This is a genomic window from Microbacterium sp. 13-71-7 (assembly GCF_002257455.1).
Lineage (GTDB): Bacteria > Actinomycetota > Actinomycetes > Actinomycetales > Microbacteriaceae > Microbacterium.
On the sequence record NZ_NCKN01000364.1, the window covers coordinates 1 to 2574 of the forward strand.

The 2574-nt window shown below is 70.2% G+C and carries 1 protein-coding gene; it reads right to left on the minus strand.

From position 1 onward, the window contains the following. On the minus strand, nt 1–2471 hold a 2471-nt coding region (locus B7X32_RS20275), incomplete at its 3' end, for an Ig-like domain-containing protein (protein WP_292723891.1). Nucleotides 2472–2574: the final 103 nt, after the last annotated feature.

Consider the following 2574-nt stretch of genomic DNA (forward strand, 5'->3'; position numbering starts at 1 on the left):
CCGAACTTCGGATCCACCAGCGGCTCGATCAGCTTCGGCGCGACGTGCAGGGTCGTGCCGGGGGCGTGCTTGTCGTTCGCGAGCACCGGGATGGTGACCACGTCACCCGCGCGCACGACCGCGGTGTCCTCGACGGCGGTCGGCGGGTCGAGCTTGCTCGGCGCCGGGATCGGGATGACGATCACGTCGCCGTCCGCCGTCTTCGATCCGTTCGAGATGCGGTATTTGATCCGCACCTCCTTGTCGAGGTTGCCCTGGTCGGTGACCCGCAGCGTCTCGTGGTTGAGCACGGACACGGCGACGCCGCTGTGCGGCTCGACCGTGACCGACTGCACGACGAGGATGCCGCCGGCGGGGTCGATGTCGTTGTTCAGCACGCCGACCAGCACGTCCCCGCCCGTGGGCAGTAGCGCGATGTCCCGCACGGCGATCGGCGCTCCCGCCTCGGCCGACTTGTCGAGCACGTCCACGCGCACGAGGCCCGGCACCGCGTTCGGACCGGCGCTGGCCAGGTACTGCATGTAGTACGTGCCCGGCGCGTCGGCCTGGAACGTGAAGGTGCCCTCGGCGAAGTTCGGCGTGATCACGGCGCCCGGCGTCTCGTCGACGCGGGTGAGGCGCAGCGGCTCGCGGCCGGAGCTGGAGTCGTTCAGCAGCGGCGAGACCGTGACCTGCTCGCCCGCCCTGGTGACGACGTGGTCGGCGTTCGTCTTCGGCTCGGTGGTGCCGGCCGGACGGATGTCGAGGCGGATCGTGCCGGTGGTGAACTCGCCCATCGCGTCGGCGACGGTGATCCGGATCTCCTTGCGCCCCGGCAGACTCGCCAGGGCCCGGTAGGTGAGCTGCCCGTCCGGGGTGAAGTCGACCTGGTCGCCGGGGGCGGCCTCGACGTCCTTCAGGTAGACGTCGTCCCCGTCAGGGTCGATCCAGTCCGGCAGGGCGTTGTACGTCGCGGTTCCGCCGGCCTCGATGAGCACTCCGGGAACGCGCTTCTGCTTGGGCGGTGCGTTCACGCTCCAGTCGTGCACCGTGAGCGAGGCCGTCGCGGTCGCCGTGCCGCCGCGGCCGTCATCGGCCTGGTACTGGAACGAGGCGGATCCGGTGGCGTTCTCCGGCACCGCGATCTGCAGCGCGCCGCCGTTGTTGATCGGCTGCACATCGCCGAGCGACGGCTGCTCCTGCGCGAGCGAGGAGACCAGCACGTCGCCGTCCGCGTCGGTGTCGTTGTCGAGCACCGGCAGCATCGTGGTGCGGCCCGGACGCACGCCGAACTCGTCGTTGTTCGCGACGGGCGGGGTGTTCTCCGGCGTGCGCTTGGGCAGGGTGGTCTCGACCTGATCGTCGGTGGTCTGATCCTGCTGCTGGGAGTCGCCCTCCGGCGGCACGATGTCCTGCCAGTTGTCCACGCGCTGCAGGTTGTCGGTCGCCATCCACGCCGCGCCGCCCGCGGTGTCGTTGAGCACGACGACGTCGCGGTTCACGCGGAACACCAGGGACGTGCTGCCCTCGGCGCCGTCGATCGTGGTCTTGAGGTCGTTGGCGTCGCCGATGCAGTCGCGCAGGAACTTCGCGGATCCGCCCCACGCCGCATAGGTGCAGCCGTTGAGGTACACGGGCGCCGCCGGGGCGCCGGTCCCGCCGACGTCCTGCACCTTGGGCGCGGATCCGTCCAGCGGCACGTCGATGAGCGCGTCGGCGGTGGCGAGCACGGCCGACGCGTTCTCGGCAGAGGGCTGCTGCAGGATCGCGGCGTCGAGGTCCTTCACGTCGGACCCGGTCAGCTCCGTGCGGTGCCCGCCCGCGAACACGGTCTTCGCCTTGGCGTCGAGCACGACGGGCGTGCTGCCGACGACCGTGATCGTGGGCTTGGCGCCCTCCCCCAGCTCGATGGCCTCGGTGGACGGCGGCTGCGGATCGCCCTGGGGATCGACGTGCACCGTGACGACGCTGCGGTTCTTGGCGGAGACGGCGTAGACGGTGCCGTCCTTGCCGACGGTGACGTCGGCGTTCGGGCCGAGCGTAGCCTGCGGATCCTTACCCGCCGCCTTGAAGCCGTTCAGGCCCGAGGACGGCACGACCCAGAGCTTGCCGTCCTTCGGATCCAGGATCGCGACGGTCGAGCCGCCGAGCACCGACTTCGCCCCGCCGGGGACGAGCACGGCGTCGCTGAGCACGACCCGGGCCGGATCGACGCTGGTGACGGTCGAGGCCGTGCGGTCGGAGACGAGCACGATGCCGCCGGACTGCTCGACGTCGTAGTTCTCGCCGGCGGTGCGCAGGCCGCCGTCGAGGAGGCGCGACTCGTTGTTGAAGTGGCCGACCATCAGGCTCGAGGTCTTGGTGAGCCAGACACCGCCGTCGTGCAGATCGACCTCGGCGGTCGGGTTGCCCTCATAGGCGAACGCCATGCCCGTGACCGCGATCGCAGCCGCGCTCACTGCAGCGACGGACGCGAGAGTCTTCGGTCGCATCCGCAACCACGCGAACGACTTCACCACGTATTCCCCCCGGATGGACAAGCCCAGCGACCCCATGCAGAACTGTCAGGGGACTCCAAGAGTGTAAACCGAGATC